General features: G+C 73.0%; 18 protein-coding genes. 14 read left to right on the forward strand and 4 right to left on the reverse strand.

What is annotated here, in order from left to right; translation table 11 throughout:
* Positions 1 to 157: 157 nt before the first annotated feature.
* From OG562_RS46095 to OG562_RS40625, 5 genes are all read left to right on the forward strand, one after another.
* The gene (locus OG562_RS46095; protein WP_323187613.1) at positions 158 to 1,546 is read left to right on the forward strand and encodes an alkylphosphonate utilization protein; all 1,389 of its coding nucleotides are present in this window, start codon (positions 158 to 160) and stop codon (positions 1,544 to 1,546) included.
* Between the two features lie 246 nt (positions 1,547 to 1,792).
* Positions 1,793 to 3,763 carry a DUF1996 domain-containing protein gene (locus OG562_RS40610; RefSeq protein WP_266409792.1) on the forward strand — a complete coding sequence of 657 codons (1,971 nt, stop codon included), beginning with the start codon at positions 1,793 to 1,795 and terminating at the stop codon, positions 3,761 to 3,763.
* A 249-nt stretch (positions 3,764 to 4,012) separates the two neighbouring features.
* The gene (locus OG562_RS40615; protein ID WP_266407011.1) at positions 4,013 to 5,737 is read left to right on the forward strand and encodes a hypothetical protein; all 1,725 of its coding nucleotides are present in this window, start codon (positions 4,013 to 4,015) and stop codon (positions 5,735 to 5,737) included.
* 200 nt (positions 5,738 to 5,937) lie between these two features.
* Positions 5,938 to 7,251: a diacylglycerol kinase family protein gene (locus tag OG562_RS40620; protein ID WP_266409793.1), complete on the forward strand. Its 1,314-nt coding sequence runs from the start codon at positions 5,938 to 5,940 to the stop codon at positions 7,249 to 7,251.
* Positions 7,244 to 7,816 carry a phosphatase PAP2 family protein gene (locus OG562_RS40625; RefSeq protein WP_266407013.1) on the forward strand — a complete coding sequence of 191 codons (573 nt, stop codon included), beginning with the start codon at positions 7,244 to 7,246 and terminating at the stop codon, positions 7,814 to 7,816. Before OG562_RS40620 ends, OG562_RS40625 begins: the two co-directional genes overlap by 8 nt.
* 23 nt (positions 7,817 to 7,839) lie before the next feature.
* On the opposite strand, the gene OG562_RS40630 is transcribed toward OG562_RS40625, so the two are convergent.
* Together OG562_RS40630 and OG562_RS40635 are read right to left on the reverse strand one after the other, a co-directional pair.
* Positions 7,840 to 8,478, reverse strand: coding sequence for a bifunctional 2-polyprenyl-6-hydroxyphenol methylase/3-demethylubiquinol 3-O-methyltransferase UbiG (locus tag OG562_RS40630; RefSeq protein ID WP_266407015.1), 639 nt, complete (start codon positions 8,476 to 8,478; stop codon positions 7,840 to 7,842).
* Positions 8,479 to 8,524: 46 nt separating this feature from the next.
* Positions 8,525 to 9,451, reverse strand: coding sequence for a dihydrodipicolinate synthase family protein (locus OG562_RS40635; protein WP_266407017.1), 927 nt, complete (start codon positions 9,449 to 9,451; stop codon positions 8,525 to 8,527).
* A gap of 259 nt (positions 9,452 to 9,710) precedes the next feature.
* Between OG562_RS40635 and OG562_RS40640 the strand changes: the two genes are divergently transcribed.
* Positions 9,711 to 9,884 (forward strand): hypothetical protein, encoded by a 174-nt coding sequence (locus tag OG562_RS40640; protein ID WP_266407019.1) that lies wholly within the window; start codon positions 9,711 to 9,713, stop codon positions 9,882 to 9,884.
* Positions 9,885 to 9,922: 38 nt separating this feature from the next.
* On the opposite strand, the gene OG562_RS40645 is transcribed toward OG562_RS40640, so the two are convergent.
* Positions 9,923 to 12,103 carry a C40 family peptidase gene (locus tag OG562_RS40645; protein ID WP_266407021.1) on the reverse strand — a complete coding sequence of 727 codons (2,181 nt, stop codon included), beginning with the start codon at positions 12,101 to 12,103 and terminating at the stop codon, positions 9,923 to 9,925.
* Positions 12,104 to 12,386: 283 nt separating this feature from the next.
* Between OG562_RS40645 and OG562_RS40650 the strand changes: the two genes are divergently transcribed.
* The 8 genes from OG562_RS40650 (at position 12,387) to OG562_RS40685 (ending at position 23,207) form a co-directional block, all read left to right on the forward strand.
* A complete protein-coding gene (locus tag OG562_RS40650) occupies positions 12,387 to 13,736 on the forward strand; it encodes a transaminase (protein ID WP_266407023.1) in 1,350 nt (449 codons plus the stop codon).
* A 22-nt stretch (positions 13,737 to 13,758) separates the two neighbouring features.
* Positions 13,759 to 14,199 carry an Lrp/AsnC family transcriptional regulator gene (locus OG562_RS40655; RefSeq protein ID WP_266407025.1) on the forward strand — a complete coding sequence of 147 codons (441 nt, stop codon included), beginning with the start codon at positions 13,759 to 13,761 and terminating at the stop codon, positions 14,197 to 14,199.
* Between the two features lie 87 nt (positions 14,200 to 14,286).
* Positions 14,287 to 14,907 carry a flavin reductase family protein gene (locus tag OG562_RS40660; RefSeq protein WP_266407027.1) on the forward strand — a complete coding sequence of 207 codons (621 nt, stop codon included), beginning with the start codon at positions 14,287 to 14,289 and terminating at the stop codon, positions 14,905 to 14,907.
* Positions 14,908 to 14,935: 28 nt separating this feature from the next.
* Positions 14,936 to 15,310, forward strand: coding sequence for a hypothetical protein (locus OG562_RS40665; RefSeq protein ID WP_266407029.1), 375 nt, complete (start codon positions 14,936 to 14,938; stop codon positions 15,308 to 15,310).
* Between the two features lie 1,057 nt (positions 15,311 to 16,367).
* A complete protein-coding gene (locus OG562_RS40670) occupies positions 16,368 to 17,744 on the forward strand; it encodes a hypothetical protein (RefSeq protein ID WP_266409794.1) in 1,377 nt (458 codons plus the stop codon).
* Positions 17,741 to 19,228 (forward strand): VWA domain-containing protein, encoded by a 1,488-nt coding sequence (locus tag OG562_RS40675; protein WP_266407031.1) that lies wholly within the window; start codon positions 17,741 to 17,743, stop codon positions 19,226 to 19,228. The genes OG562_RS40670 and OG562_RS40675 overlap by 4 nt, the downstream gene beginning before the upstream one ends.
* A gap of 62 nt (positions 19,229 to 19,290) precedes the next feature.
* Entirely contained in the window at positions 19,291 to 20,415 is a 1,125-nt protein-coding gene (locus OG562_RS40680; protein ID WP_266407033.1) for an AAA family ATPase, read from the forward strand.
* Complete coding sequence (locus tag OG562_RS40685) at positions 20,412 to 23,207, forward strand: DUF5682 family protein (protein WP_266407035.1); 2,796 nt, start codon at positions 20,412 to 20,414, stop codon at positions 23,205 to 23,207. The genes OG562_RS40680 and OG562_RS40685 overlap by 4 nt, the downstream gene beginning before the upstream one ends.
* On the opposite strand, the gene OG562_RS40690 is transcribed toward OG562_RS40685, so the two are convergent.
* Positions 23,200 to 24,780 (reverse strand): hypothetical protein, encoded by a 1,581-nt coding sequence (locus OG562_RS40690; RefSeq protein ID WP_266407037.1) that lies wholly within the window; start codon positions 24,778 to 24,780, stop codon positions 23,200 to 23,202. The two genes, OG562_RS40685 and OG562_RS40690, sit on opposite strands and share 8 nt — an antisense overlap.
* Positions 24,781 to 24,805 lie beyond the last annotated feature (25 nt).

Here is a 24,805-nt window from a genome sequence, read left to right on the forward strand (position 1 = left end):
CGGCCGCGGCCGCACCGCGTGAGCGTGGCCCGGGTATGTGACGCAGGCGACGGTCCTGTGAGAGGACTGATCCTCACAGGCCGTCCTTGCGTCTACCAGAGGGCGACGCGCACGAACACCGTGCGGTGCGTTCGCGCGATGAATGGTGGGGGGAACCTTGGGCATCCTGCGTCCGGAACTGGAACGGCCTCGCGACGGCCGCCTCGAGGAGCAGCCGCGTGCGGGCGACGCCGACGGCGGGCTCCGGGTCGGCGCCGTCGAGGCCCAGCCGCACAGCGGCGGTGTCAAGGAGCGGCTGCGCGGGGGCGGGGGCGGGGTCGAGATCGAGGTCGAGCTGCGCGACCGCCGTACCGAGGGGGAGTTTCCGGGCGGCCGCGCCCAGGAGAAGCCGCACGGCGATGGCGTCGAGCAAGAGGTGCGCGGCCGCCGCACGGAGGGTGGGCGCAGGGCCGGGCGCGCCGCGGGGGAGCAGCGGGGCGGCGGTACTGAGGGGGAGCAGCGGGGCGGCGGTACCAGGCAGAGGGCGCGCGGTGGCGCCGAGGAGGAGCTGCGGGGCGGCGGATCCGGGGGCCGGCCGCGCAGGAGCGCTCCCGTGCGGGTGGCCGCGTTCGTCGGACGGACGCTGAAGGGCGAGTGGCACGGCATCGTCGCCGACCCCGTACGACAGCTGCGCCGACGCGGTCCCGCCGGGCTGCTGCTGGCGGCCGTGGCCTGCGGGGGCGTGATCTTCTTCCACGCCATCGCGCAACGTCCGGCCGGCGCGACGGCGGTGCGGATACTGGGCGGAGTCCAGGGCGACCTGCCCCTGTGGCTGGCCCTGCTGCGCACCCCGATCTCCCTGTACGTCCCGGCGCTCGACCTGCCGGTCTGGGCCGGCATCACCCAGCTGTTCCTCGCCTTCGCCCTGGCCGAACTCGCCCTCGGCCGCAGAAGGACCCTGGCGATCGCCTACGCGTCCACCCTGGCCGGCACCCTCACGGTGCGGTTGATGATCGCGCTGGGGCCCGGCTGGTGGGGTCTGGGGCTGCCGCCCGAGGTCGGACAGGTGCTGGACACCGGTCCGTCCGCGGCGGTCGTCGGGCTCTTCACCTACCTCTCGGTCGTCCGCCACGCCCCCATCGTGTTCACGCTCACCGGCGGCTCGATGGTGTTCGAGTCGATCGCCAAGCCCAACCTGGCCGGCCGTGAGCACCTCATCGCGGTGGGCGCCGCCCTCGTCCTGGGCCTGGTGCACGAGTACCGCCGCCATCGGCGGCAACGACCCTCCCGGCCTGCGGAGACGCGGACGGTCGACGCGACCGGCGCGGACTGCGGCGGCCCCGCCGAGAAGGTCGTCAAGGACGCCGTGGGCAACGTGCTGCGGGACGGCGACTCGGTGGTCGTCGTCCAGGCGCTCGAGGTCGAGGGGAGCCCCTCCGGCATCGAGGCCGGCACCAAGGTGCGCGGCATCCTCCTCGCCGACGGCGTCGACTGCCACGACATCGACTGCAGGATCGACGGCTTCGGGGCGATGCGGCTCAGGTCGAGCGTGGTCAAGAAGGCCTGACTCCGCCGCCTTTGCCGAGCGGCCGCCCGGAAGGCCGCTGACCTCGGCTTCCTGAGATGTTGCTATGAATTCGTGGGACGGTTGAACACTCCTGGGCTCTGCCGCGTATTGGGCCGGGGGATTTCATGTCCGGCCGCCGACGACGTGTAGGAGCACTCCTTGGCAGAGAACAGGCGCAGACGCCCAACGGGCGGACGGCGCGCGACCTTCGGGGCGATTGCGCTGATACTCGGCGGCGGTGGACTCATGGCGGTGAACGTCTATGCCTCGGCCACCTCCAACGGCGAGTCCGTACAGCTGACCGGAGGGGGCTCGGTCACGATCGACTGTCCCGACGTCGGCAACAGTCTGACCTCCGTCCCGGAACAGGCCTCGCCCGAGGTCGCCCGTGAACTCGCGCTCCTGGACGAGCAGATCGCCGCCGCCTACCGCCAACTCCAGGACCAGGCGCAGGCCGTACGGCAGGATCCCGGCTTCGCCGACAACGCGGTGATGAACCCGCTGAAGGAGAAGCGCGGCGCGACGATCGGCCGCATCGTGGAGGCGATCGACCGGAGCGGTGACCGCCCGGAGGGCCTGGACTCCCTCGCCGCCTGCACCCTGCGCATCACCGAAGACCAGGAACAGGGTCAGGGGCAGGGCCAGGAAGAAGGCCAGGACCAGGGGCAGGACCAGAAGCAGAACGACGGTCAGGGACAGGGCCCGGCTCAGGGGTCCGGTCAGAACGACCAGCAGGGCAACGGCGGTCAGGCAGGCAACGGCCCGGTCGCCGGCGATTATGCGGACATCACCAGCGTCCAGCCCGCCCAGCAGACCCCCGACCCCAGCTCCGGCCCCTCCCGAGGGACCTTCGTCACGAGCTGCGGTGTGAACGAGAACGGCCTGTTCAACTCCGACAACGTCATCGTCGCCCCGGGCGTCAGCAACGGCGCCCACCACTTCCACGACTACGTCGGCAACCAGTCCAACACCGCCTTCGCCTCCGACGAGGACCTGGCGAACGCCGACACCAGCTGCGTGGACCAGGGCGACAAGTCCACCTACTACTGGCCCGTGCTGCGGCTGCAGAACGGCGCCCAGGAGAAGGACGCAGGCAGCCCCGGCGGCGGCATCGAGGGCAACGCCGGCGAGATCGTCACCCCCAAGGCCGTCACGCTGACCTTCGTCGGCAACCCGCGCTCCCAGGTCACCGCCATGCCCCGGCTGCTGCGCATCATCACCGGCGACGCCAAGGCCTTCGTCAACGGCCCGGCCAACGCCAACGCGTCCTGGAGCTGCACCGGCTTCGAGGACCGCCAGCTGAAGGACAAGTACCCGCTCTGCCCGGCCGGCAGCGACGTGGTGCGCACCTTCCACTTCCAGAGCTGCTGGGACGGCAGCAACATCGACAGCGCCAACCACCGCACCCATGTGGCCTTCGCCGCCGCCGACGGCGCCTGCCCGACCGGCTTCGAGGCCGTCCCGCAGCTGGTGCAGCGCATCGTCTACGACGTCGACGCGCCGAGCCTCGCCGACGGCGGCAAGACGACCCCGCTGTTCGCGGTGGACTCCTTCCCCGAGCAGCTGCACAAGCCGGTGACCGACCACGGCGACTTCATCAACGTCTTCGACGACGACCTGATGACGGAGATGGTCGACTGCATCAACGCCGGCCGCACCTGCGGCGCCGGTACGGCCCCGGGCAACGACGACGGCGGCAACGGTGGCGACAACGGTTCCGGCAACGGCGGCGCGGACAACGGCGGCGGCAACGGTTCCAACGGCGGCGCGGACAACGGCGGCGGCAACGGTTCCAACGGCGGCGCGGACAACGGCGGCGACAACGGATCCAACGGCGGTTCCGACGACGCCACCCAACAGCCCCCCGCCCAGTCGCCCCAGGCCCCCGCCCCCGGCAAGGACCCCGCCGCAGGCGACGCCGGTTCCGGCACCGTCACCCACAGTGCGGAGCCCCGCGCGGACACGAAGCCGTCGGCCGACTCGGGCGGTGAGATCGGCGACGCCGCCACCGCCCCCGCCGACCAGACGCCGACCCCGGCGGACACCACCCCGGCCGACACGGGCACCGGCACCGGCGGCTATGACCAGACCGAGCCCCAGGCGGTCCAGGGCGGCCTCGCCGAGACGGGCGCCGACCTGTGGCCCGCGGCCGTCGGCGGCCTTCTGGTGATCGCCGGCTTCGTCCTCCTGCGCCGCACGGCCTTCCGCCACCGCTGAGGTCCAGGAGCTCCAGGCAACTCACAGAAGTTCAGCTCCAGGCACGCCATATGAGGGGCCCGTCGCACCGCCGACGGGCCCCTCGGCACGTGAACGCGCAACCAATGACTGCTCCCCGTACGGGCTCGACTACGGCAAGACGATCTCCTGGGGAACCTCCCGTACGGGTGCTCCCGCCCGGAAGATCCGCCCCCGGCACCGGGTCGCACGGTATACGTCGCTCGAACAGTGCGCGACGATGGGAGAGCCATGCAGCCCTCGGAGTACCCCTACGACCTCGGCGCCCACGGCCGGACCGTGACGACCTCGTCCCCCCAGGCCCAGCGGTGGTTCGACCGCGGACTGGTCTGGTCGTACGCCTTCCACCACGAGGAGGCCGTCTCCTGTTTCGAGGCGGCGGTCCTGGCCGACCCCGACTGTGCCATGGCCCACTGGGGCATCGCTTACGCGCTCGGGCCCAACTACAACAAACCCTGGGAGTTCTTCGACGAGAAGGACCTCGCGCGGACCGTCGCCCGCACCCACGCCGCCGTGGAGCTCGCCCACGAGAAGGCCGCGCACGCCACCCCCGTGGAACGCGCCCTGATCGGCGCGCTGCGCGCCCGCTACCCCCAGGAGCGCCCGGCGCCGGACTGCACGGTGTGGAACGAGCCCTACGCCGACGCCATGCGCGCCGTCCACGAACTCGCCCCCGACGACCTCGACGTCGCCGCCCTGTACGCCGACGCCCTGATGAACCTCACCCCCTGGCAGCTGTGGGACCTGCGCACCGGCGAGCCCGCCGAGGGCGCCCGTACGCTCCACGCGAAGGACGTGCTCGACCGGGCCCTCGCCGCCGAGGCCTCCGCCGAGCACCCCGGCGTCCTGCACCTCTACATCCACCTCATGGAGATGTCGCCGACCCCCGAGGCCGCCCTGCGGGTCGCCGACCGGCTGCGCGGTCTGGTGCCCGACGCGGGACACCTCCAGCACATGCCCTCCCACCTGGACGTCCTGTGCGGCGACTACCGCCGCGTCGTCGCCGACAACATCGCCGCCACCGTCGCGGACGAGAAGTACCTGGCCCGCTCCGGCGCCATGAACTTCTACACGCTCTACCGCTGCCACAACCTCCACTTCACGATCTACGGGGCGATGTTCCTCGGCCAGTACCGCACCGCCCTGGAGGCCGCCGACCGTCTGGAGGCCGCGATCCCGCAGGAGCTGCTGCGCGTGCCGAGCCCGCCGATGGCCGACTGGCTGGAGGCCTTCCTCGCCATGCGCTTCCACGTCCTGATCCGCTTCGGCCGCTGGTCCGACATCCTCGCCCTGCCGCTGCCCGCGGACCCCGACCTGTACGCCGTCACGACCGCGCTGCTGCACTACGCCCGGGGCGTCGCCCTCTCCGCCACCGGCCGCGTCGCCGAAGCGGAGGCGGAACGCGCCCTGTTCCGGACCGCGGCCGACCGGGTCCCCGAGACCCGCATGCTGTTCAACAACACCTGCCAGGACATCCTCGCCATCGCCTCCGCGATGCTGGACGGCGAGCTGGAGTACCGCACGGGCCGCCACGACCTCGCCTTCGCCGCCCTGGAGCGGTCGATCGAGCTGGACGACGGCCTTCCCTACGACGAGCCGTGGGGCTGGATGCAGCCCACCCGCCACGCCTACGGCGCGCTGCTGCTGGAGCAGGGCCGGGTCGCACAGGCCGAGGCGGTCTACCGCGCCGACCTCGGACTCGACGACACGCTGCCACGCCCCTCCCAGCACCCCGGCAACGTCTGGTCCCTGCACGGCTTCCACGAGTGCCTGGTCCGGCAGGGCAGGCACGCGGAGGCGCGGATCGTCGCCCAGCAGCTGAAGCTCGCCGCCGCGCTGGCGGACGTACCCGTGCGGGCGTCCTGCTTCTGCCGTCTGGAGGACGCCGGGAGCGCCGCCGCGACCGCCGACGGCGACACCGCGGTCACGTCCGGGTGCTGCGCCATGGACAATTGATCGACGGCGCTGTCGACGCACAACACAACGTGCAAGAGAACGTGCAACGACGTGCAACCACGCGCAACGACGCACAACAGGGAGACCCGGAGCATGGCGGCTGCACGGTGAACACTTCGTGGAAGATCCGGTCGACGTGGTCGACCTGGGCGACGGCCGCCAAAGGCCCGACGCCCGAGGCCGCCCTCGCCCGCGCCCGACTGTGGGCCCGCGTCGCCCTGGCGCTGGTCGTCGGCTGCGTCCTGGTCGTGGCGCTGGCCGCCGGATCCGGCGGCTGGCTGGTCCTGGTCATCGGCTTCGCCGGCCTCGCGCTGGCCGGGGCCGGCGTGTGGTGGGCGCTGGCCCACCGGGGCGGCGCCCGGCTGCTCGGCGGACTGCTCGCCGTCACCGCACCCGTCGGCGTGCTGGTGCTGTACGCCACGTCCGGACTCTGGGTCGTGGCGATCGGCGCCCTCTCGCTGTGGGCCGCCGCCCTGGCCTCGGCCCGTGCCTCGCTGCGCAGCCTGCGCCACCCCAAGGGCCCGCACGGCCGCCGCACTCCGCCGCCCAGCCGACCCGTCCTGATCATGAACGTGCGCTCGGGCGGCGGAAAGGTCGAGAGGTTCGGCCTCGTCGAGCGCGCCGAGGCGCTCGGCGCCCGGGTGGTCCTGCTCGGCGCCGACGACGCCTACACCGATCCGGAGCTGGTGGCCCGCAAGGCCGTCGCCGAGGGCGCGGACCTGCTCGGCGTCGCGGGCGGCGACGGCACCCAGGCGCTCGTCGCGGCCGTCGCGGCCGAGCACGACGTGCCCTTCCTGGTCATCGCCGCCGGCACCCGCAACCACTTCGCCATGGATCTCGGCCTGGACCGCACCGACCCGGTGCGCAGCCTCGACGCCCTCACCCACGGCGTCGAACTCCGCGTCGACCTCGGCGAGGTCGACGGGCGGGCCTTCGTCAACACCGTGTCCTTCGGGGCGTACGCGGAGATAGTGCAGAACCCCGCCTACCGCGACGCCAAGGCCGCCACCTTCCTGGAACACCTGCCCGACCTGCTCCAGGGCGCCGCGGGACCCACCCTGGAGGTCCGCGCGGACGACAGCCGCGTGCACGCCCCGCAGGCCGTCCTGGTCAGCAACAACGCCTACGCCCGCGCCGACCCGCTCGGCGGCGGCCGCCGACCCCGCCTGGACGGCGGCCTGCTCGGCGTGATCGGCGCCCGGGTGGAGGGCGCCGCCCAGGCCGCCGAACTGGCCGTGCTCGGCGAACGGGCCAGCGGCATCACCTCGCTCACCGCCCACCGCGTGGTCGTCGAGGCCGACCAGGAGCGCATCGCGGTCGCCGTCGACGGCGAGGCGCTCGAACTGCCCACCCCGGTCGTGTGCACCGTACGGCCCAGCGTGCTGCGCGTCCGGGTGCCACGGCACCGCCCCGGGGCCGCCTACGCCCCGCCGACGGTCGACTGGCGGCGCATCGCCCGACTCGCGCTCGGCCACCCCGACCCCCGTACGATCAAGGACGCCTATGATGTCTGACCGTCTCTCCAAGCTCTCCGCCCTGCGCCTGGTCGGTGACCTCGCCACCCTGGACCAGGCCCTGTACGAGGCGGTCACGGTGACCAGAACCCCCACCCTGGACACCGCGCTGCGCCGGCTGTCCGCCGCCGCCGACCACTCCAAGATCTCCTTCGCGGTCGCGGCCGGACTGGCCCTGCGCGGCGGCAGCGCCCGCCGGGCCGCCGTCCTGGGCGTCGCCGCCGTCGGCGTCGCCTCGGCGACCGCCAACCTGCTCGGCAAGCGGCTCGTACGCCGTCCCCGGCCGCACCGGGCCGAGGACTCGCCGTTCCCCGGCCGCCATGTGCCGATGCCGCACTCCGCGTCCTTCCCGTCCGGGCACACCGCCTCGGCCGTGGCCTTCGCCGCCGCCGTCGGCCCGGCCTTCCCGGTCGCCGCCGTCCCGCTCGGCCTGCTCGCCTGCGCGGTCGGCTACTCGCGGGTCCACACCGGCGTGCACTACCCGGGCGACGTCGTCGCCGGCGCGCTCCTCGGCACCGGATCGGCGGCCCTGGTCGTGTCCCTCGCGGCCCGCGCCGACCTCTGAGACCTACCGGGCGCAGTCGAGACCTACCGGGCGCAGTACAGGAAGAGATGGGGCTCGGGCACGGCCTCGGGATGGTCGGGGGTGAACAGCGTGTTCTCCTCGGCCAGTACGGTCAGGCCCGCGTCCCGCACCACCTCGACGAGCGCTTCGCCGTCGAAGCTGGTGACCCGGACGGGCTGCCCCATGAACACCGCGTCGACGCCCGCCACGTCCAGCGGCACGGTCGCCAGCACCAGACTCCCGCCCGGCGCCAGCGCCCGCGCGAACCGGCCGATCAGCTCGGTCTGCTCCGCGCGGTCCAGCTGGAGCAGCGAGAAGTACACACAGACCGCGTCCAACGACCCCTCGTCCAGGGAAAGTCCGCGCACGTCCGCGCACTGGAACCGCGCCCCGGGCACCTGGCGCGCGGCCAGCTCGACCATGACGGGGGAGACGTCGACGCCCAGCACGTCATGGCCCGCCGCCACCAGGGTCGCGGCCGTCGGCCGGCCGGTGCCGCTGCCCACGTCCAGCACCCGGCTGCCCGGCGCGAGCCGCCCGAGCAGCCAGTCGAGCGACCGGCGATGCGCCTCCGCGTGCGCGAACGCCTTCTCGTACGCGGGCCCCAGCGCGTCGAACACCCGCGCCGCGCGCCGCCCGTTGTCCTCCACCGGGATCGTCATCCTGGAAGCGTCCTTGATCTGAGGCGAGACGTCCAGGGGACCTGTCTCAGAGCAGTCCCGCCCCGGCGAGGTATTTGCCCACCTGTTCCACCTCCGCCGCCGACAGCGGGATCTGCGGCTCGGCCGTCGCCGGGCAGGCGATGACGCCCCGCAGGTGCAGGGCCGCCTTGAACGCGCCCAGGGCCGACGAACCGCCGCCCATCCGGGCCGGGTCCCCGACGCTCACCATGCCGAACAGGGCGCACAGCCGCTCCTGTTCGGCCCGGGCCCGCGCCACGTCGCCCGAACGGCACAGGCGCACGAGACGGACGTAGCCGTGCGGGTCGACGTTGGCCAGGCCGGGCACCGCCCCGTGCGCGCCCAGCGCCAGGGCCGCGTCGACGACCAGTTCGGAGCCGGTGAGGGCGCTGAAGCCCGGCAGGCCGCGGGCCCCGACGACGATCTCGCGGAAGGCGGCCAGATCGCCGCTGGAGTCCTTGAGCCCGGCCAGCACCCCGTCGGCCGCGAGCTCCAGGACGAGTCCGGCGGGGAGCTTGGTGTGCACGGCGACCGGGATGTCGTAGGCGATCACCGGGACGGGACTGCCCTCGGCGATCAGCCGGAAGTGGCGGGAGATCTCGGCCGGGTGGGTGCGGGCGTAGAACGGCGCGGTGACGACGACCGCGTCCGCGCCCGCCGCCGTGACCGCCGTGACATGGTCGAGCATCCGGGGCGTGGTCATGTCGATCGCCCCGGCCAGCACGGGGAGCTTCCCCGTCACCTGCTCCACCACCGTCTCGACGACCAGCCGGCGCTGCCGGTCGGTGAGGTAGGCGACCTCCGACGTCGAACCGAGCACGAACAGCGCGTCCACACCGCCGGCCACGAGATGGTCGACCAGGCGGCGCAGCGAGGGGACGTCCACCTCGCGGTCCGGGGTCAGGGGGGTGCAGACGGGCGGGACCACTCCGGTCAGCGGGGCGGGAAGGGTCATCGGGGCTCCCTGGGCAGGCTCTCGCGTACGAGTGCGTCGGTCGACGCGTCCTCCTGCCCAGGATGGTGGCAGCGGAACCGGTGTGCGGGCGGTGACGCCGCCGTCATCGGATCGGTCGGCGGGGATCCGGCGCCGGGGAGGAAGCGGCCGGAATCCTATTTTCCACTACCGTAAGTAACATGATCAACTTTACTGCCTGAAGGGGGCGCACCGGCGAGGTGCCGACCCCGGCGACGCCCTGACCTGTCGGAGGACCCCCGTGCCCGCTGAGAACGATGCCCTGAACCAGGCCCGCGCCGAGTACGAGGAGCATGTGCGGACCTGCCGTCAGTGTCACTACGACCAGACGCCGTGCGCGGTCTCCAAGCACCTTCTGCGCATGTACAACAACGTGCGCAGAACGCAGTCGCACCCCGGCTCCGCGATGAGGTGAGGCGAGGTGCGGCGCGGTGAGCCGAGGTGCGGTGAGGGTCAGACGGGGCGAACCGCTCCTCGCACCGTGCCCTCCCCGACGGCGAGGATCGACTCCTCGCGGATGTACGCGCCCGGGCCGGGGGCGTGAATCATGTTGCCGCCGTCCGTGCACAGGCCGACATGGTCGAGGTCGTCGTGGAAGAAGACCAGGTCGCCGACGCGGAGTTCGTTGAGACCGACCCGGGTGAAGGCCTTCGCCTGGTCGATGGCGGAGCGCGGCAGGGTCACTCCGGCGGCCCGCCACGCGGCCTGCGTGAGGCTGGAGCAGTCGTACGACTCCGGGCCCGTGGCTCCCGGCAGACAGGGCCGCCCGACCTGCGCCCGCGCGAAGGCGAGGGCCTTGTCGGCCTTCCCGAGATACGCCGTGCCGGTCGCGGCGGCGGTGACGCCGACGGGCGCGGGGGCAGGCGCAGGGGTAGGGGTAGGGGCGGGCTGCGGAACCGGAGCCGCGGTGGGCATGGGCGGAGCCATGGCAGGCGCGCCGCCGTACCCCGCGTCGGACCCGGGGAAGGCGAAGGAGCCTGTCGAGGGGCCGGTCTGGGGCGCGGGGGCGACGGGGACTGCGTCCGGCATGGGGAACGCGAACTGGCCTGTTCCGGGGCCTGCTTGGGGCGCGGGCGCGACCGGGGCGGCGTCCGGCATGGGGAACATGAACTGGCCTGTTCCGGGGCCTGACTGAGGGGTCGGCGCGTTGGGGGCCGCGTCCGGCATGGGGAAGGCGAAGGAGCCTGTCGAGGGGCCGGTCTGGGGCGCGGGGGCGACGAGGACTGCGTCCGGCATGGGGAACGCGAACTGGCCTGTTCCGGGGCCTGCTTGGGGCGCGGGCGCGACCGGGGCGGCGTCCGGCATGGGGAACATGAACTGGCCTGTTCCGGGGCCTGACTGAGGGGTCGGCGTGCTGGGGGCCGCGTCCGGCATGGGGAAGGCGAAGGAGCCCGTCGAGGGGCCGGCCTGGGGCACGGGAGTACCGGACGGCGGGGTGTTCCCGGCCTCGTCCGGCATCGGGAAGCGGAACGCGGGCTGCGCGACGCCGAATTCGGACGTCGGGAAGGCGGAGCCGGACCTGGCCCCGGCGCCCGGGGTCATGATCTTGGCCTCGGGCATCGGGGGGTTGGTGTCGGCGGGGCGCGGCGAGGGTCCCGTCGAGCCCGTGGAGGCCGCCGATCCCGTGGCCGCCGCCTGGCCCGCCCACGCGGCGGCCATCTCCGCGCGGAACGCCTGCTGCTCCGCGGTGTCCCCCGGCTGCGCCGGAACGGGCGCGGTGGGCTGCGCTGCCATGGGCTGGGCGGCCTGCTGCTGCGCCGGTGCGGGCTGCATCTGTGCCGACTGCATCGGCGCGGTCTGAGCCGTCATGGACTGGGGTGCCGTCTGCATGGCGGGCATGGAGCCTGTCTGCATGGCGGGCATGGAGCCTGTCTGCATCACGGGCATGGAGCCTGTCTGCATCGCGGCCATGGAGCCTGTCTGCATCACGGGCATGGAGCCCGTCTGCATCACCGGCATCGATGTCGTCAGCTGGGAGGGCTGTGGAGTCGGCGGCTGTGTCGGCTGGGCCAGGGCGCGGGCCAGCAGGTCGCGGGCGGTCGCCAGCTTGCGCCCGGCCTTCTCCTTGTTGTTCCTGAGGGAGGCCTGACGGTCCGTCGGAGCGGCGTTGACCTGCCCAGCCGGGGCGCCGGACGCGGTCGGCAGGGCCAGGGCCTGCGCGCGGGGCGGCTCGAGCGCCGCAGGCGCCGCGGGCGTCCGCTCGGGCGCGGCGGGCAGCGCGGCGACGGCGCGCCCGGGCAGCTCCGGAGTACGCCGCTGGGGGGCCTCGAGTTCGAGTCGGCGCCCCGACTCCAGCGCGGGCGTCCCCCCGCCCTCGATGATGCGCTCCAACTCTTTGGGGATGCGCACGGGTTGAGGGGCCGGTCGAGCGGGCATCCGGTCGGCAGGCAGCACCGCGGGAACCGTCGGGCCGATGCTGGTGCGCGCCCCGTCGAACCATCTGCGGGCCACGGACTCCACCGACGGCCCGGACTCCCCGCGTCCCCGGGCGAGGGAGACGCCGGATCTGCGGTCCGCGTTCGACATGGCGCGCGTGGCGTTGTAGTTACCGGTGTCGCTCTCGGCCCGGTTGTACAGCGAGTTGACCCGCTGCTGTATCTCGGCCCGGCTCGGCTCCCCGACCTCCGTCGCCATGGAAGACGTACTCCTTCCCGGGCCACCGACGAGTCGATGACACCCCAAGCTTGCTGAGCGTCAACTTAGCCAACATGTGTGGCCAGTGTGAAGATTGAAGTGTTAAATGCCCGATACGTATTCGTGACCTTCGTCTCAATAGGCCACTCGGCCGTTTCGATCGTCCCGACGAGCGAATCGATCGCGACGCCTTGAGGATTCCGCACCCGCGATCGTAGATTCACGGCATTCACTCGTCCTTCACTCATTCACGTCCACTCGTCCCGCGGACCCGAGGTGTGCCATGGACCGTGCCCGACTGCGTCAGCTGCTGGACCGCGAGAGCGCGGACGCCGAGCGCCGCAACCCCCGTTCCCGGGCCGCCTACGACCGGGCCGAGCACCTCTTCGGCAGGGTGCCGATGACCTGGATGAACAAGACGGCCGGCGCCTTCCCCCGGTATCTGGAGTCCGCGCGGGGCGCCCGGGTCCGCGACGTCGACGGGCATGAGTACATCGACTTCTGCCTGGGCGACACCGGCGCGATGGCGGGCCACTCGCCGACCGCCGTCGCCGACGCCGTCCAGCACCGCTTCACCGCCCTGGGCGGCGCGACCGCGATGCTGCCGACCGAGGACGCCGAGTGGGTCGGCGCCGAGCTGACCCGGCGCTTCGGACTGCCCCGCTGGAGCTTCGCCCTGACCGCGACCGACGCCAACCGCTGGGCGATCCGGCTCGCGAGGGCCGTCACCGCCCGCCCTAAGATCCTGGTCAACAGCTACTGCTACCACGGCAGCGTCGACGAGTCCCTGATCGTGACCGGCCCCGACGGCCACGGCGCCGCCCGCCCCGGCAACGTCGGCGCCCCCTGCGACGTCACCCTCACCAGCCGGGTCGCGGAGTTCAACGACCTGGACCACCTGGAGCGCGAACTCGCCCACGGCGACGTGGCCGCCGTACTGATGGAACCCGCCCTCACCAACATCGGCATCGTCCTGCCCGAACCCGGCTACCTCGCCGGCGTGCGCGAACTGACCCACCGCCACGGCACGCTCCTCATCAACGACGAGACGCACACCTTCTCCGCCGGACCGGGCGGCTGCACCGCCGTATGGGACCTCGCACCGGACGTCCTCACCATCGGCAAGGCCATCGGCGGCGGCATCCCGGCCGGCGCCTACGGACTCTCCGCCGACCTCGCCGAACGGCTGCTGGACCGCGCCGACCTGGACCTGGTCGACATGGGCGGCGTCGGCGGCACCCTCGCCGGCAACGCGCTGTCCGTCGCCGCCACCCGCGCCACCCTCGAACACGTCCTGACCGACGAGGCGTTCGCCCGGATGCACCGACTGTCCGCACGCTTCGAGGCGGGCGTCCGCGCGGGCATCGACGCGCACGCCCTGCCCTGGTCGGTCAGCCGCCTCGGCGCCCGCACCGAGTACCGCTTCACGGCCCCGGCGCCCCGCACCGGCACCGAGGCCGCGGCCGCCGGCGACACCGAGCTGGAGGACTTCCTGCACCTCTACCTCGCCAACCGGGGCATCCTCCTCACCCCCTTCCACAACATGGCCCTGATGTGCCCCGACACCACCGACCAGGACGTCGACGCCCACACCGAACTCTTCGCCGCCGCCCTCGCCGAACTGACCGCCTGACGCCACCGGAGAGGACCCACCCGTGGACGACATCGACCGGGCCATCCTGCGCGAACTGCAGACCGACGGACGCATCGCGTACGCCGATCTCGGACCCAAGGTCGGCCTGTCGGCGTCCGCCGCCCGCCAGCGTCTGCAACGGCTGCTGGACTCCCGGGCCGTCCAGGTCGTCGGCGTCACCGACCCGATGGCCATGGGCGGCCAGGCCATGGCGCTCCTCGGCATCACCGTCGAGGGCGATCCCCGCCCCGTCGCCGACGCGCTGGACGCCCACCCCGAGGTGGTGTACTCGGTGCTCACCTCCGGCGGGTTCGACCTCTTCGCCGAGGTGGTCAGCCCCACCGCCAAGGACCTGCTGGACTTCGTCAACGACACCGTGCGGCCGGTCGAGGGCGTGCGCGGCGTCCAGTCCTTCCCCTACTTCGGCATCCACACCCACCGGTTCCTGTGGGACGTGGGCTGAGCCCCGGGGCCGGGACGGTTATATCCCGGCCGGTTATGTCCCGGCTGGTTATGTCCCTGACGCCCCGGTCGGGTAGAACTGGCCGTCATGCGCGTTGATCACGATCCCGCCTCCCTCGGTGCCGGAGCCTTCTACCGGCTGCTCACCGCCGTCGTCGTGCCCCGGCCCATCGCCTGGGTGTCGACCCTGGCGGCCGACGGCACCACCGCCAACCTCGCCCCGCACTCCTTCTTCACCGTCGCCTGCGCCGACCCGCCGATCGTCCAGTTCACCTCCGTCGGGCGCAAGGACTCGCTGCGCAACATCGAGGCCACCGGCGAGTTCGTCGTCAACCTCGCCCCCGAGCCGCTCCTCGAGCAGATCAACGCCAGCGCCACCGACTTTCCGGCCGAGGTCGACGAGTTCGACGCGGTGGGCATCGAACGGGAGTCCTCGCTGCGCGTGAAGCCGCCCCGCGTCGCCGCCTCGCCCGTGGCACTGGAGTGCCGACTGCACTCGACCCTCGGCATCGGCAACTCCACGCTGGTCCTCGGCGAGGTCGTGCACGCCGCCGTGCACGAGGAGGTCCTCGTCGACGGGCACCCCGACATCCGGCGACTGCGGCCCCTGGCGCGGCTGGGCAGGAACGAGTGGAGCACGATCGGCGAGATCCACGACCTGGCCCGCATCGCCCACCGCGACTGGGGGGTCAGGCCGCCCTCGGCCTGACCCCCAGTCGCCCCCTTATCCTCGAGTCATGACGACGCGTAGCAGCGGCATCGACGGCATCGACGGCAACGGCTCCTGGCGTTCGCTGGGCTCGAAGAACTCCGCACTGTCGATCGGCTCGATCGACTCGTTCCTCTCCATCGGCTCCGTGGGCAGCGCTCTGTCCATCGGCTCGGTCGGCAGCTGGCTGTCCGTGGGGTCCGTGGGCTCCGCCCTGTCCTTCGTGTCCCTGGGCTCCTGGCTGAGCGCGGGGTCGGTGCTGTCCGCCCGCTCCACCGGCGCGGTCCTGTCCCGCGGTCGCTCCCGCAAGGGCGTCGCCACGGCGGCTACGGCGGCTACGGCGGCGGGGCTGGCGCTGCTCTACGCGTGCGCGTCGGGCCGCGGCCGCTCACCTGAGGCCTGAGGGGCCCGCGGCCGGGGTCAGCCCGCCTCGGCCTCGGAGCGCCCCGACGCCGCCGCCGACGAGACCGGTGACCGGCAGCAGCCGGGCCGAGGCCCGGTTCGTCGGCCGCACCCCAGCGGACCCAGGACGACGCTGAATCCGTTGAGGGCGCCCACCCCGCAGCCCGATGTCCCACGTCGAGGAGCGGTGGACTCCGGGACATCGCGGTTCGGACCGTATACCGGCCGACCCGCCGTCGAGATGCCCTTGGACCCGCAAACCAAGGTGAACCGCCCCGGCCCCCGGCCCCCGGTCCCACGGCCCCCGGCGCCCCGGCCCCCCGCCCCTGGCCTCCGATCGGCCTTCCGACGCCATCCGGACGGCGTTGTCAGTGGTCGCCGGTAAGTTCGTTCGTGTGGCGCCGAGATGGCGCGACAACCCCCCTGTGCTGCGCCGATTCGGCGTGCCCCCTTGTGCTGCAAAGGAGATGGTGTTGTCGGACTGGGAGAAGTCGAGCACGGCCCGGGTGGTGCCGCCCGCCCGGCCGCGCAAGCTCGCCAAGGTCCCCTTCGTCGAACTGGCCGACGGACGCCTGCAGGGCGTGGTCTCCAGCGGCTCGGACATCGAGCGGGTGTACGTCTCGTCGATCGTGTGCGGCACGTACGCGTTCGCCTGCTCGACCAACAACAACCGCCCCTGCGGCGGCGCGCGCGGCTCGTTCTGCAACCATCTGCGCGCCCTGATCACCGAGGCCGTCCTGCAGTACGGCGCCCACCGCGTCGCCCGCTATCTGCGCGTCGAGACGACGGGAGAGGAGCCGGACGCCGGCGCCCTCACCGCCGCCATGACCGGTACGCGCCCTTCGCAGGCGGACGGCAAGGCGGCCGCGGCGCCCGTCTTCAGCAGGTTCCTGCGCCACCTCGCCTACCTCGAACTCCCGTCGGCCACCGCCCCGTTGCCGGAGATGCAGTGGTTCCCGCCGACCCGGGCGACGGGTGAGCCCCAGAGCGAGACCGCTCCGAGCGCGGGGAAGCGCGTCGACGGCCTCACCGCATCCGTCGACGGCCTCACCGGGTCCGTGGACGGGCTCGACGAAGCCCTGGCGGCGGCCGACGCCCTCGATCGCGCCCTCGTCACGGGCCTGTTGCGCCCCCGGCCCGACCGGGCAGGCGACCTGGCGGAGCTGGCCCGCGCCGTCGCCGGCACCCCGCTGGCCGCCCGGGTCGCCGAGGCGGCCGAGAAGGCCGCGGCCGGAGCCGCGAGCGAGGACCACTTCCTCGCCCTCGCCGCCGCCCGCACCGCCCTGCTCGGCGCCGTCCACGACGCGCTCACGGCCCGCGTCGACGAGACGACCGGCCGTACCCGCGGCGAGCCGACGCCCGGGGCTCCGGGGGAGCGGCCGACGGCGAACCTGCTCGCGGCCGCCCGCACCTGGCTGTGCGACCTCGCCCGCACCGGCTGGCAGGGCATCGACCACGACCTCGTCGGCTCGGCCGCGCCGATCGTCTCCGCGATGCTCCCCGACCCCGCGCTGCGCCGTCTGGCGACCCTGCTCGACGGCTTCGCCGCCGAACTCGCCGCATCCTGCCCCGGCGCGATGCTGGACCGGGTCCCGGCGCGACGCTGGGGCGACCTGTGGTCCCGCGCCCTGCTGCTGACCCGGCCCGGCGCCGCCGAGCCGTCGGCCGTGCTCGCCGCCACCGGCCGCCTGCTGCCCCTCGGCGTCGACCTGCACGAACACGCCACCGCCGCGCAGGCCCAGGTCCACGCGGTCTTCGAACCCGCCGACGGCGGCCCGCCCCGCCTGGTCCGCGCGAGCGTCTCCGTCCCCAAGCCGGACACCGTCGTCGCCGCCGGCGTCTGGCAGCTGCTGCGCCCCCGTCTGTCGCTGCTCGCGGCGCTCGGCGAGGGCCGCTCCATGGACCTCGACGGCATGCCGCTCACCGACGACGGCGACCTGATCTGGAACGACGCGCAGGCCCGCGCGGGCGACCCGGTCGACTCCTTCGCCACCGCCCGCATCGCCCTGCCGACCGCTGTCGCCCCGGCCGTCGCGCCTCTGGACCGCCACCCGGCGCGCCTGGCCGAACCGGTGTTCCTGGAGGGCTACGACATCCGGCGGGACGACACCGGGGAGGACGGCGGCGGCCTCTCGTTCGCCGTCGCCGGACGCCTCCACATCGTCGACACGGACCGCATCCCCACCGCGAGTCCCCTCACCCCGGAGGCCGTCGCCGCGTCCGGTGCGTGCATCGGACTGCTCCGCTGGGACGGCGGGGAGTTCCGCCTCCAGCCGCTCGCCGTCGAGACCACCGTGCGCAAGAAGACCGTGGCCCTGCACGCGGGCGCGTGGGCCGGCGGCACCACCGACAAGGTCGGCGTCAGGGCCGAGAAGGCCGCCACCGACGCCGTGACCGTCCTGCGTGAACGGGCCGGAAGGCTGCTGCGGAAATGAGCGAGCACATCACCGAGCACGGCACAGACCCCGCTGCCGGGCACACACCCGAGGCGGCTCCCGACGACAACCGGCGTCAGGTCCTGTACTGGCGGCTGCTCGCCCGCCTCTTCGACCCCGAGGAGCAGCCCGCGCTGGAGGCGGCCAGCCTCGCCGTCGTCGAGGACGTCGGTCTGCCGTCCGCCCTGCTGGACCCCCAGACCTCCGTCGACTCGATCGTGCAGCGACACCCGGAACTGGCGTCGGAGTTCGACGGCCTGATGGTCCCCGAGACCGAGACCGAGACCGAGACCAGGACCGAGACCGAGACCGAGACCAGGACCGAGTCCGAGACCGAGACCGAGTCCGAGCCTGGCCCTGAGCCCGAGTCCGCCCCCGACGAGGTGCGGCGCGCGGCGCTCGTCTCCAAGGTGCTGCTCAACGTCTTCGCCACCGGCTCCGGAGCGGTCGGCGCGGGACAGCTGGCGCGCTGGCAGAGCGACGCCGGCTGGCTGGAGCGCGCGCTCGGCTGCCAACCCGGCGAACTGCGCGGCGGCCGCCGTACGACACCGGATCCCGGCAGCTCCACGCCCGGTCCCGGCAACCCGATCCCGGGGATCGGTCCGGAGCTCGGCGCGATCGAGGCCGACCTCGTGTCGCGGATGCACCTGCGGGAGGTCCTCGCCGACCCCAGGCTCGCCGCCCGGCTCACCCCGAGCATGTCCCTCATCGAGCAGCTCCTGCGCGACAAGAACAACCTGTCCGGCGTGGCCCTGGCCAACGCCAAGGCGCTCATCCGCCGCTTCGTCGACGAGGTCGCCGACGTGCTGCGCACCCAGGTGGAGAAGGCGACGGTCGGCGCGGTCGACCGCTCGATCCCGCCGAAGCGCGTGTTCCGCAACCTCGACCTCGACCGCACCATCTGGAAGAACCTCACCAACTACAGCCCCGAAGAGGAGCGGCTCTACGTCGACCGCCTCTACTACCGCCACACCGCCCGCAAGACGACTCCGCAACGGCTCATCGTGGTCGTGGACCAGTCCGGCTCGATGGTCGACTCGATGGTCAACTGCACCATCCTGGCGTCGATCTTCGCGGGGCTGCCGAAGGTCGACGTGCACCTGATCGCGTACGACACCAGGGCCATCGACCTCACCCCCTGGGTGAACGAGCCCTTCGAGGTGCTGCTGCGCACCCAGCTGGGCGGCGGCAACGACGGTCCCGTCGCCATGGCCATGGCCCGACCGAAGATCGCCGAGCCCAAGAACACCGTGATGGTGTGGATCTCGGACTTCTACGAGTTCAGCCGCTCACAGCCGCTGTTCGAAGGCATCGAGGCGGTCCACCGCTCCGGAGTGAAGTTCATCCCGGTCGGCTCGGTGACCAGCTCCGGGCGGCAGGAGGTCAACCCCTGGTTCCGGGAGCGCTTCAAGGCCCTCGGCACCCCGGTGATCTCCGGTCACATCAACAAGCTCGTCCACGAACTCAAGACGTTCCTCGCCTGACCTCCTTATCGCCCGACACGCCTTCCTCTTCGTGGCACCCCTCTTTCTTGAAAGGCCCTGAGATGTCCGACCTGTTGCGCGCCCCCGCCGAGATCAAGTACGCCGAGGAACTGGACTGGCTGGAGTCGATCGACGACAGCCCCAAGCCGTTCTCCTGGCGGCTGTCCCCGAAGATGGTCAGGCTGTTCGTGCTGGGCTCCGAGCGCGCCGACGGCCTGGACCGGGAGATCTCCCAGAAGTGGTTCGGCGACCGCAGCTTCGTCGAGCGGTCCATCGTCACCCTCGCCTCCGACCGCGGTCTGCTGCTGATCGGCGACCCCGGCACCGGCAAGAGCTGGCTCGCCGAGCTGCTGTCCGCCGCGATCTGCCGTAACTCCACGCTGGTCGTACAGGGCACCGCCGGCACCACCGAGGACCACATCAAGTACTCGTGGAACGTGTCGATGGTCATCGCCAAGGGCCAGTCCCGGGAGTCGATGATCCCTTCGCCGATCATGACCGCCATGGAGGCCGGCGCGATCGGCCGCTTCGAGGAGCTGACCCGCTCCACCAGCGACGTCCAGGACGCGCTGATCTCCATCCTGTCCGAGAAGTACATCTCGGTCCCGGAACTGGGCAGCGACAAGGACAGCGACAACATCGTCTTCGCCAAGCCCGGCTTCTCCGTCATCGCCACCGCCAACAGCCGCGACCGGGGCGTCAACGACCTGTCCTCGGCGCTCAAGCGCCGCTTCAACTTCGTCCGCGTCCCGGTGGTGACGAACAAGAAGAGCGAGGCGGAGATCGTCCGCTTCCGCACCGAGGAACTCCTGCGCCGCCACCAGATCGAGCTGGACGTCCCGCCGACCCTGCTGGACGTGCTCCTGCAGAGCTTCGCCGACCTGCGCGCCTCCGCGGCCGCAGCCGGCAGCGACGACGAGAAACTGGAGTCCGCGCTGTCCACCGCCGAACAGATCGGCGTCCTCGAAGACGCCGTCCTGCACAGCAACTTCTTCGGCGAACGCGCCCTCACCGCCCACACCCTCGCCTCCTCCCTCGTCGGCACCCTGGCCCGGCGCGAGCCCGAGGACCTCGCCATCCTCAACAAGTACCTGCACGGGGTCGTCGAACCCCGCAGCAAGGAACAGGGCGGCTCCTGGCCGGAGTTCCTCGAGGGCGGCCGCGACGCGATCGCGACCCTGTCGTGAGCGGCGGCACCTTCGAGGCGCTGCGCGGCCAACTGCACGAGGCGGCGACGGCGTTCGCGGACGGGCCCGGCGCGCTGGAGGGCATCCTGCGGGGCATCGTCGACGACGTCGAGCGCGCGGTCCGCGAGCCGCTGGAGATCTTCCCGGTCTGCCACCACTCACCCGCCTCGGCCCTCGCGATGGCCCGCCGGCTGCGCGAGAAGCAGCCGAAGGTGATCTACCTGGAGCTGTGCGAGGACATGGCGCCGCTCCTCACCGAACTGCGCAACTGCCGCCTCCCCGTGGCCGTCCAGGCCTTCGCGAGCGAGATCGAGGGCTTTCCGGCCGACTGGGCCCCGCTCTCGGTGGTCGCCCCGGTCACCGAGGCCTCCGCCGAGTACCAGGCCATCGCGTACGCCCTCGACACCCCCGGCGTCGAACTGGTGCTCGTCGACCGCTCCTCGGACCACGTCTTCCAGTGGGACGCCCGGCCCGCCGACGAGCCCGCCCCCGGCCCCGACGCACCGCACGCCGAGGAGGACGCCGGCCTGCACGGCGACGCCGTCGGCGTGGAGATCGGCGACCTGCGTCCGCGCTTCGCCGAACTGGAGGAACACCTCCTGCGCCACGGCCGGGTACGGCACTGGTCGGAGTGGTGGCACCAGTACGTCGAAGTGCCCCTCGGCGACAGCGACCACGACGCCTACCGCCAGGTGATGCTGCTCATCGGCAGCCTCTTCAGGCGGCTCGCCCCCGGCGACCCGCGCAAGGTGCAGGTCGACGAGGACCGCGAGCGGTACATGTGGACCCGGATGCGCGAGCACCTCGCCGCCACCGGCGCCGACCCCGCCGACTGCCTCTACGTGTGCGGCGCGTTCCACGCGGCCAGCCGCGTCGCCGAGTTCGGCGTGCACGGCAGCGACACCTTCGCGATCACCCCGCGCACCGCCACCACGTGGCGGCACGGTCTGATCCCCTCCAGCCACGCCGCGATCGAGGCACAGTTCGGCCTGGCCCCCGGCTCGGTGTCCATCGCCGCGACGGAGTGGGCGAAGAACGTCAAGCGCACCGGCGTACGGCCGTACCGGCTCGAAGGCCAGGCGGGCGCGAAGAAGAGCACCCGGCCCAGGAAGACCGTGGCCCCGCTTCCCGCCTCCGCGGCCCCGCCCGCCGACGCACTCACCGGTTTCCTGCAGCGTCCGCCCGCCCTCGACCCCCTCGACGAGGCCGAACTGCTCGGCTGGTCGGTGGACATCGTGCGCGCCGCCCGCCGCAGCGGCTACCTCGCCTCCACCGCCGACGCCATCGCCGTGTTCGAGACGTCGATCCTCCTGGCCGGGATGCGCGACCGCGCCAAGCCGACGCCGTACGACTTCCAGGACGCGGCCGTCACCTGCATCGAGAAGGACGTCGTGCCGGGGCGGCGGGACGTGCGCCGGCTGGTGGAGATCATGATGGGCGGCGACCGCGTCGGCCAGGTCGGCTACGACGCGCTGCCGCCGCTGGCCCGCGACGTGCACGACCGGCTCGCGCCGTTGAACCTGCGACTCGAGCAGCGCGGGGTGCAGCGGGCGCTGCTGGACATCGCCGCCCAGCCCGAACTGGAGCGCTGCTCCGACGTGCTGTGGATGCTGCGCCGACTGCTGCCCAGGGACGCGGCCCGTCCCATCATGGGCGACCGGCGGCTCGGCGAGCGCCCCATCCAGGAGTCCTGGGACCTGGCCCTGGGCACCCACCAGCGCGCCCTCATCGAACTCGGCTACGAGGGCGTCAGCATCGAGCAGGTCCTGGAGCAGCGGCTGCGCCGCACCGCCTACGCCGCGCAGGCCACCGCGGCCACCGTCCTGGAGACCGTCGAGGACGCCGTCCGCTATCTGCGCAGCCGCCGGCTCGCCGACGAACTGGGCACCCGCGCCCTGGAGGTCCTGGCGCACGAGCGGAGCGTCGACGGCGCACCCGAGGTGCTGCGCCGTGTCCGCCGGCTGCTGGCGTACTACCGCACGGCCGAGCCGGTGCTGCCGCCGTGGATCGAGTCGTTCGTCAAGACCGGCTACGCGCACTACTGCACGCTGCTGCCGACGGCGTTCACCGACGACGACGCGAGCGTCCGCCAGGTCGCGGCGATGCTGGGCTTCCTGTTCAGCATGGAGGGCCTGGCCCTGTCGCTGGGCTGCGACCGGACCCAGCTCGAACTCGCCCTCGCCCAGTCCCACCCGACCGACCCGGCCCGCACCGCACTGCTCTGGGCGGCCCGGACCCATCTGGGCGCCATGACCCGGGGCGAACTGCGGGAGCGTTGCGACGAGTTGCTCGGCAACCCCCTGGTGGTCCCCGCCTACCCCCGCTATCTCAGCGGGTTCCTGCACGCGCTGGAACCGGTGCCGGGCCTGGCCGACTTCGTCGTGGAGGCGGTGTCGAACGCGTTCGCGCGGCTGCCCGACCCGGTGCTGCTGCCCTGGCTGCCCACCCTGATCACCACCCTGCGCTCTGGCGGGACCGAACTGGCCCCGCTGCTGATCCGCGAGGCCGGCCGCGTCTTCCCCGCCCGCCTCGCCGAACTCGACGCCTGGGTACCGCCGTGGCGGCTCCCGCAGGAACCGCTGGACCTGCGCCTCGCACCGAGCGCGGGCACCGCGGGCGCCGGCGGCGTCCCGCTCCTGGCCGCCCACCCCGCGACCTGCGACGCCCTCGCGGACCTGCTGGGCTACGACGGGACCTGGGACGCTCCGCAGGCCCCCGAAGCCGGTGCGGCGCTCCTCGCCCGGCACCCGGAGACCGCGACGGCACTGGAGGCGCTGCTGGCCGTCACCTGACGGGCAGGGCCCGCACCAGACGGCGGATCACGTCCACCTCCAACGCCGGGTTCGCGGCGGCCTCGTGGACCAGCTCCTCGTCGTCGAGGAGCTCCGCGAGCCGGTCCGCCGGAAGATTCGGGTGGCGTGCGAACGCCGCCCGTACGGCGGGTTCCGGGTCCCGGGTGAGCCGTTCCACCGTGTCCGGCGGGGTCGCGGGGTCGCGGGCGGCCAGGGCGCGGACCTCCGGATCCTCGTCGTCGGCGTGGCCGGCCAGCCCGTCGGCCGGGAAGTTCGGGCGGGTGAGCAGGTGGGCGCGCTCGGGCCCGGTGTACTCGAGGAAGCTGCGCAGGACGACGGACGGCGGGGCGTCCGGGTGGTGCTGCGCCAGCAGGACGCGTACGCCGAGGTCGTCGTCGGCGGCGAGCCGGGCCACGAGGTCGGGCGGCAGCGTGCGCTCCTTCGCCGCTTCGCGGCGCAGCATCGGGTGACCGGAGAGCGCGTCCCGCCGGACGGCTTCGGGGTCCCTGGACGTCAGGAGGGCGAAGCCGGGGACGAAAGGCACGTCGAGGGGGGCCTCGTAGGCGATCGAGGCCCGTTCCTCCTCGCTCCACGCGGGGTGGACGGAGACGGAGAGCCGCACCCCGGGGTCGGGGTCCGAGGCGAGGGCACGGCGCTCGTCGAGGCCGAGGTCCGGGTGGCGGGCGACCATGCGCCGTACGCCCGGGTCGGGATCCTCGACCAGGGCGCGGCGCTCGGCGGGCGCGAGGTCCGCGCGGCGGGCGATGTACCAGCGGACCTCGGGGTCCGGGTCGGCGGCCAGGAGGACCACGACGTCGGGCGGCAGGCCGGGGTTGGCCGCGATCGTCGCCCGTTCGTCCTCGCGGGCCGGAGCGGTCAGGACGCTGTCCACGACCGCCCTGCTCAGGGCGTGGTGGAGCAGCATGTCGGTGCGGGCGTGACACGAGTGGGCGGGCAGGTTGCTCTCCACCCACGCCGGGTCCTCGTCGCGGGCATGCTGCTCGGCATGCCGCCGGGCCCGTTCCCGGACCTCGGCGTCGGGGTCGGCCAGGAGCGCGGCCCGGGTCTCGGCGGACAGCGAACCCCACCCGCCGACCCCCCAGGCGCGGACCTTCGCGACCGGGTGCGTGCGCAGGGAGAGGTGCAGTCCGACGGAGATCTGCCGGTAGAAGAAACCGCCTATGGCGTCGCCTTCGTACGTGCTGATCATGCGCACGATCGTCTCGTCGGGAAGCGGCCTGAACTCACAGGGATCAGTCACCCACGGCCCGTGGGCCAGCACGGCGCGCACCGCCCACTCGGGATCGTCCACCAGCCGGGCCCGCTGTGCGGGGTCGATGTGTGCGTTGCGGGCGAAGAAGCGGCGGGTGCGCGCGTCGGGGTGCGCGACCACCGCGTCGACGACCGCCTCGGGCAGGTCCCGGTCCCGGCACAGCACCATCCGTACGGCGAGGGGGGCGTCGGCGAGCAGACGCAGCAGGACGTCCAGCGGGGTGGACGGGTTGAGGGCCAGCCCGGCGAGGCGCCGGGTCGGCAGGTCGGCGTCCTTCCAGATCTGATCGGGTGTCGGCATGCCTGGTGTTCCCCCGGTACGACGC

This window comes from Streptomyces sp. NBC_01275 (assembly GCF_026340655.1).
GTDB lineage: Bacteria > Actinomycetota > Actinomycetes > Streptomycetales > Streptomycetaceae > Streptomyces.